Origin of the sequence: Pseudoalteromonas sp. SR45-5, from assembly GCF_014163565.1 — a bacterium.
In the GTDB taxonomy this organism is placed as follows: Bacteria; Pseudomonadota; Gammaproteobacteria; order Enterobacterales; family Alteromonadaceae; genus Pseudoalteromonas; species Pseudoalteromonas distincta.
The window spans coordinates 1-1,677 of record NZ_JACJDN010000754.1 but is presented as its reverse complement, the minus strand read 5'-3'; the positions used below and the strand labels follow the sequence as shown (position 1 = coordinate 1,677).

General features: G+C 35.3%; 1 protein-coding gene and 1 pseudogene. Both read right to left on the bottom strand.

Going from position 1 to position 1,677, the window contains the following annotated elements; translation table 11 throughout:
- Positions 1-1,026, bottom strand: a 1,026-nt coding sequence (locus H5072_RS18680) for a hypothetical protein (RefSeq protein WP_182694419.1), incomplete at its 3' end; no start/stop codon positions are given.
- Between the two features lie 62 nt (positions 1,027-1,088).
- Positions 1,089-1,677 (bottom strand): annotated as a pseudogene (locus H5072_RS18675) (hypothetical protein); the annotation flags it as partial.

The window sequence follows — 1,677 nt, the reverse complement described above, 5'->3', positions numbered from 1 at the left end:
AGTTTGTAAATTAAGACCAAAATATTCGTTTTCTATACCAACTAAAAATGCTTCGCTTTTTGTTTCGTAGCCTGCTTGTACTCGCCAATGATCCCAAAAGTGAATACGGCCTTTTAATTGGCTAAACGTGTCTTTATCGTAACGTTTTAAAGTTAACTGAGTCGAAAATCGGTCGTTTATTCTGTAATCGGCAAATGCTTGTAGTCGCATTTCCATTTCGAAATCATGAGATACCGTATTTCCAAATGCAGATGTTTTTAATGAAACTGTTGGCTGAGTAATAATATCGCCGTTGTCATCTTCGCTAAATGGAATTTCAGTAGTTTGACCCTTTACAGAGCCACTGTCTTCGTACTGAGCTTTATAGAGCAAATCTTTTACGCTAAAACCAACTTTAAGCTCATCATTTACTTGCCAATCGGCAAAAATATCTAGGCTATAGCCTAGCCCTTCTGGCTTTTGTGAAGGTGTAAATTCTTTAAATAAAATATCTTTTGAAAAGTTGTAATCGACAGTTACAGCACCTTCAACTTCATCACTAAAAATCTCACCATTTACAGTGGCATCTTGATAGTGTGAGCTGGCAAAAACAGAAAGCTTAGGTGTTATTGTTAATGCATTTTTATCTAAAAATTTAAAATCATAAGATACGAATACACCATTAGACGTTGCTTGTTTAGCATCGAGGTAATAGGTATAAAATCTATCTTCAAACTCTAAATCATTCTTTTCGGTATGAGTATATTTAGCTGTATCAGGATCAAAGTTAAGAACATAGTCATAACGACTTTGTAAACCCACTTTAAAATTACCGTAGCCAACACCCACTTCAAAAATATTATAGGTAAATGCACTGTCACCCGATTTTAATGGTGCATCAAAATCATCTACAAAGGCTTGTACTGGTTGTGCTTCAGTATAAATTTCTGCGTCAAAATGAGTAAATATTTGAAATTGGTTATCTGCGGAAGCAAGAGGAGAAATAAAAGCTGTTGAAAATCCTAACAAGAGAATTTTTTTTTTCATAATTTAATCGCTTTCTATAAAAAAAGGGAAAAGCGCTGCTTTCCCCTTTTATAGTTTAAATATTACTTAGATGAATCAATTAAATCAACATCAGTGTAAGGCACTACATCACCATCGATGTAAGTGATAGATACACCGTTAGTAACTTTAGAAGCAGTACCAAATGACATCATTTCGCCATTGTACATAGCTTTAACATCACCAGTGTAACCTGTAGATTCCATACCAGTTAGAGATAATGTGTAACCCATTGCTGCGTCACCTTTAACCATAACTTCTAATGTACTTTCATCTTCATCACCACTACTGTCAACCATACCCATTACTTTAAAGTCTAAGTCGCCAGACATACCTTCTAGTGTAATACTTGAAGAATCTGATTCTTCAGTTGCAGTAAGGTTTAGCATACCAGTGAAACCAGAATCACCGTCCATAATTTCAACGTGGTTCCAAGCTTGCGTATCGATAATTTCAGCATCATCAATTGTGTCAGCATTTACTGCACCGTCAAATGTGAATATTAAACATGAATCAATTTGAGTAGCATCAATTGTACCTGCAGCAAAATCAACACAATCTTCAAGTGCTTGTGCTTGTGTATCAGCAGTAACAAGTGAAACAGTTGCGTCATTTTCACCCATTAATGTAGCG